Source organism: Falsiroseomonas oryziterrae, assembly GCF_021864505.1.
GTDB lineage: Bacteria > Pseudomonadota > Alphaproteobacteria > Acetobacterales > Acetobacteraceae > Falsiroseomonas > Falsiroseomonas oryziterrae.
The window spans coordinates 1-4,093 of record NZ_JAKJIB010000350.1 but is presented as its reverse complement, the minus strand read 5'-3'; the positions used below and the strand labels follow the sequence as shown (position 1 = coordinate 4,093).

The 4,093-nt window shown below is 71.0% G+C and carries 4 protein-coding genes, 1 tRNA gene and 2 pseudogenes; 3 read left to right on the top strand and 4 right to left on the bottom strand.

Going from position 1 to position 4,093, the window contains the following annotated elements; translation table 11 throughout:
• Nucleotides 1–96 precede the first annotated feature (96 nt).
• A pseudogene (locus L2I40_RS19875) lies at nucleotides 97–570 on the bottom strand (adenine phosphoribosyltransferase); the annotation flags it as partial.
• Between the two features lie 241 nt (nucleotides 571–811).
• On the opposite strand from L2I40_RS19875, the gene L2I40_RS19870 reads away from it, so the two are divergent.
• Nucleotides 812–1,006 carry a DUF2842 domain-containing protein gene (locus L2I40_RS19870; protein WP_237216916.1) on the top strand — a complete coding sequence of 65 codons (195 nt, stop codon included), beginning with the start codon at nucleotides 812–814 and terminating at the stop codon, nucleotides 1,004–1,006.
• A gap of 12 nt (nucleotides 1,007–1,018) precedes the next feature.
• On the opposite strand, the gene L2I40_RS19865 is transcribed toward L2I40_RS19870, so the two are convergent.
• Both L2I40_RS19865 and L2I40_RS19860 read right to left on the bottom strand, forming a co-directional pair.
• Complete coding sequence (locus tag L2I40_RS19865; protein WP_237216915.1) at nucleotides 1,019–1,807, bottom strand: TorF family putative porin; 789 nt, start codon at nucleotides 1,805–1,807, stop codon at nucleotides 1,019–1,021.
• A 169-nt stretch (nucleotides 1,808–1,976) separates the two neighbouring features.
• Nucleotides 1,977–2,053, bottom strand: a tRNA-Pro gene (locus L2I40_RS19860).
• Between the two features lie 128 nt (nucleotides 2,054–2,181).
• Between L2I40_RS19860 and L2I40_RS19855 the strand changes: the two genes are divergently transcribed.
• The gene (locus tag L2I40_RS19855; RefSeq protein WP_237216914.1) at nucleotides 2,182–2,637 is read left to right on the top strand and encodes a cytochrome c; all 456 of its coding nucleotides are present in this window, start codon (nucleotides 2,182–2,184) and stop codon (nucleotides 2,635–2,637) included.
• 24 nt (nucleotides 2,638–2,661) lie between these two features.
• Here L2I40_RS19855 and L2I40_RS19850 read toward each other — a convergent pair whose 3' ends face one another.
• Nucleotides 2,662–3,357 (bottom strand): cytochrome b/b6 domain-containing protein, encoded by a 696-nt coding sequence (locus L2I40_RS19850; RefSeq protein WP_237216913.1) that lies wholly within the window; start codon nucleotides 3,355–3,357, stop codon nucleotides 2,662–2,664.
• 92 nt (nucleotides 3,358–3,449) lie between these two features.
• Here L2I40_RS19850 and L2I40_RS19845 point away from each other — a divergent pair.
• Nucleotides 3,450–4,093 (top strand): annotated as a pseudogene (locus tag L2I40_RS19845) (hypothetical protein); the annotation flags it as partial.

Sequence of the window (4,093 nt, the reverse complement as noted above, 5' to 3'; positions counted from 1 at the left end):
GTCCTTCGCCTGGGCGGCGCTGTCGGGGCCGACGGGTCCGCTGCGCGAACGCGTCGCGCGCATGGTCTTCTCCGTCGCGGCCACCGAGGATGTGCGCCGGTTCCTCCGCCGGGTCGTGGTCTTCTCGATCAGGCAGGCGGCGCATGGGACGATCGCGCCCGCCTGCCGCAACAGGGAGATGCCGGCCGACATGGTGCCGCCGGTGGCCAGCAGGTCGTCGAGCACGACGACGCGCTGCCCGCGCTGCACGGCATCCGCCTGCATCTCGATGCGGTCGGTGCCGTATTCGAGGGCATAGTTCAGCCCGATGGTGAGGCCCGGCAGCTTGCGCGGCTTGCGCAGCATGACGAAGCCGAGCCCGAGTTCGAGCGCGAGCGGCGCGGCGACGAGGAAGCCGCGGCTTTCGATGCCGGCGAGCACGTCGGGCTTGTGGGGCGCGATCCTTTCCGCGAGCCGCGCCATGGCCGTGCGCCAGGCGCGCCCGTGCCGCAGCAGGGTCGAGATGTCGTAGAAGAGGATGCCCGGCTTGGGGAAATCCGGGATGCCGCGAATATGGTCCTTGAGGTCGATGCTCGGATCGGCCTCGAGGCGCGAGTGGCTCAGCGATTCGGTCATCGGGGGAAGCGCGGGGTCCTGCGAGGTGGGCGGACGGCGCGCGCCGCGACACCCTGCGCGACGCGCGGGGCTCCCGAAGCAGCTTGCCTTCCTCGCCCCCGAAGCTACGCGCGAGGCGGAGCGACCGCAACCGAGACCCGAGGGCGAGCGCCGGGGTGGACTTGGCGCGGCCGGCGCAGGGGGCCACATCGGTCCCATGCCGCGCGCCATCCTTGCCCTCCTGATCGGGACCTTCGGGTTCCTGCTCTATGTCGGCGTCGTGGTCGCGATGGCCGATTGGGTGCTGCAGCTGCACTGGACGGTGCAGCTCGTCTACTTCGCCGTCGCCGGCGTCGCCTGGGTGAAGCCGGCGCGCGCGCTGATGTTCTGGGCGGCACGCGCCGACGGGTGACCCTAGGCGGCCTCAGAACGGGCGGCTGAGCGACAGGACGACGGTCGTCCCGCAGATCTTCGCTCCGCCGAAGCAGTCGGCCCGGTCCAGCGTCGTGGTGCTGGCCGTCACGGCGCCGACCACGCCATAGGCGATCTCGCGCGAGAGGCCGATCGAGAACACGCCGTAGTCCGGCGCGCCGAAATAGCCGCGATCGGTCCGTGACGTGGCCGTCGGCACGTTCCGCTCGATCCACTGGTACCCGGCACGCAGCGACAGGGTCAGCCCGGACTGTTCGGCGACGAGGTCGAAGCCACCTTCGACATAGACCGCGTTGCCGGATTCGAAGTTGAAGTCGGGAGAGTAGAAGACGCTGCCAAGCAGCTTGAGCGCGTCATTGGCCTGCCAACTGGCGCGGACCGCCCCTTCCCACCACGCCGCCTCGAAGCCGCCGGCGGGGCGCGAATAGCCCGGATAGCCGTAATAGACGGCGCCGATGTCGAGCTTCACGTCCCCGACGGAGAAGCGATAGCCGAACAGGCCGTCCAGTTCCTGGCGGATATTGGTGCCTGCAAAGTTGGCATTCGAGACGAATGCGCCGACGTAAATGCCGGAACCGTGCTCGACGTCCAGGCTCAGTTGGGCCGCTGGCCGATTACGCGTCTGGCTGATGCCGCGGAAGCGATAGTCGGTCAGGGCGGCGGGCGTCGTCGTGACCGTCAGACCGAGGCCCTCGATCGTTTGCTGCGCGAGAACCGGTCCTGAAAGCAGCAGGTTGCCGCCGACCAGGACGGCGCTGCCCAGGGCGCTTGCGAGTTTCATGAGGTCTCCTTGGCAGTGGGTTGCACTGCCGGGCCGGAGCAATCCTCACACCGTCGAAAGGCGTGCGGCACAGCATTGCGAAAGCCTCACCGCGTGGAGAGCCGGGCGCCAGGAACGAAGAACCCCGCCAGGTGGTGACCTGACGGGGTTCCGCGTTTCGCGTGTCGAATGGTCGGAGTGAGAGGATTCGAACCTCCGGCCCCTGCGTCCCGAACACAGTGCTCTACCAGGCTGAGCTACACTCCGGCGGGCGAGGCGCGCGTATAGCGAAGGGGCGGAGGGGGGGCAAGCCGGGGTCACAGTTCGTCACGCATCGCCGGTTGCCGGGTCTTGGCGCTCCTGCGACTTTCGCGCGCGTCGAAGGGAGATCCTGGATGAAGGCTTGGATACTGGCTGCGGTGGCGGCCGCCGGGGTGGGGGCGACCGGCATGGCCATGGCCCAGGGGAACCTGGCGGCCGAGCGGCGCGCGGGCTTCCGCGAGATGGGCAGCCATATGGAGGCGATCGCCGCCATCGTGCAGTCCCGGGGCGACCAGCGGCAGATCGCCGCCCGCGTGGACCAGATGGTGCCCTTCTACCAGTCGCTCCCGAACCGGGTGCCGGCAGCCAGCCTCACGCCGCCGGTTCCCCAGGGGACGCAGGACGGCCAGACCCGTGCGCTCGCGGCCATCGACGCGAACCGGGCGGATTTCGGGGCCCGCAACCAGAACATGCTGACCGCTCTCGCGGCCCTGAAGTCTGCCGCCGAGGCGGGGAACGTCACGCCCGACCTGCTGCGCAGCACGGGCGGCGCCTGCAGCGCCTGCCATCAATCCTACCGCGCGCGCTGAGGCGCGCCGTTCGGCCCGGCATCGTCAGAACAGCGATGCCGGCCGGAGCGTGCTGATCCACCAGACGAACCCGCCCGACGCGGCAAGCAGGACGATCGCCAGGACGGGGTTGCCCAGACGCGGCTGCCGGACGGCTTCGCCCTCGGGCACCATGATCACGCCGGTCAGCATCGGCCGCACCAGGTTCCGCCCGAGCAGAACCCGGTAGGCCGCCACGGCGAGCACGTGGAGCACGGCGAAGGCGACGACAACCCAGAAGGCCCGGAGGTGGACCGCAGTGGCGAGGCTGCTCCACGCCGCGTCGACGCGCCGCGCCAGGGGCCCGCGCGTGAAGATGAGATCATCGGCGAACAGCCCCGCGACGGCCTGGAGGAGCAGCAGGAGCAGGAGGGCGAGCACCATCCAGCCGCCGGCTGCATTGTGGCCGATCTCCACTGGGGCGCTGCGGCGCCCGACATGCGCCAGGTGCCGCAGCGCCTCGGCGGGGCTTTTCAGGAAGGCGCCGAAGCGGGCCGTCTCCGACCCCACGAACCCCCAGGCGATCCGGAACAGCACCAGCGCCAGGATCGCGTAGCCGGAGAGGAAGTGGAGGTCATACCGCGCCGTCTCCGCGGTCCACCAGGACACCGGCAGCAGCAGCGCGATGGTCCAGTGCGTCAGCCGCACCCAGGGATCCCAGACCTTCACCGCGCCGCGTTCCATCATCGCCCGATCCGTCATGCCGGCCGGCATCCTTTGGAGTTCGCGCAGGCCATGCAAGTTTCGGAGCGTGACCGTTGCGCCAGGCCCCGAGAGCGGGGCAGAGGGCCGCCATGGAACTGCCGGCGCTCCCGATCGAGTCGCTCCGCCCGCATGCGGGCGCAGCGCTGGGCTTCGCCGTCGCCTTCGCGACCGCCGTGGTGGCGGGTCGGCTTCGCCGGCCGCTGCTCGCCGGTCTGGCGGGCGGCATCGGCGTGCTGGCGGGCTGGTGGTTCACCTTCGGCTTGCTGACGGCGACCCCGCGGCAACTGCCGGAGCGCCTGCCGCTGCTGATGCTGATGGTCGTTTTCGCCGCGGCCTTGGCCGGTGCGCTGGCGCGACGCTGGAGTTGGCTCGCCTGGCCATCGGCGGTTGTGGTGGCGGCGGGGGTCGGCTGGTGGATGGCCGGCGCGCCACGCATTCTCCCGGATGCGCAGCGCAGTTGGCCAGTCTGGATCGGGATCGCGACCGCGACGCTGGTGATCGCTGGGCGCGCCTCGCCACCCTGGGCTGCTCCTCTTGCGGCGGGGTTCCTGCTGGCCGGCCTGATCGGAGCCGGCCTTCCGGGCCCGCAGGCGGTGCTCGGCGGCGTGCTGCTCGCGGCTGCGGTCGCGATGCTGTTGGCCCCGGGTGGCGCGCGAGCGGCGCCGCAGCCGGCAGCCGCCATGCCGCTTGCGGCCGCCATCGCAGCCCTGGCGGCGGTGCCCGTCCTCGCGCG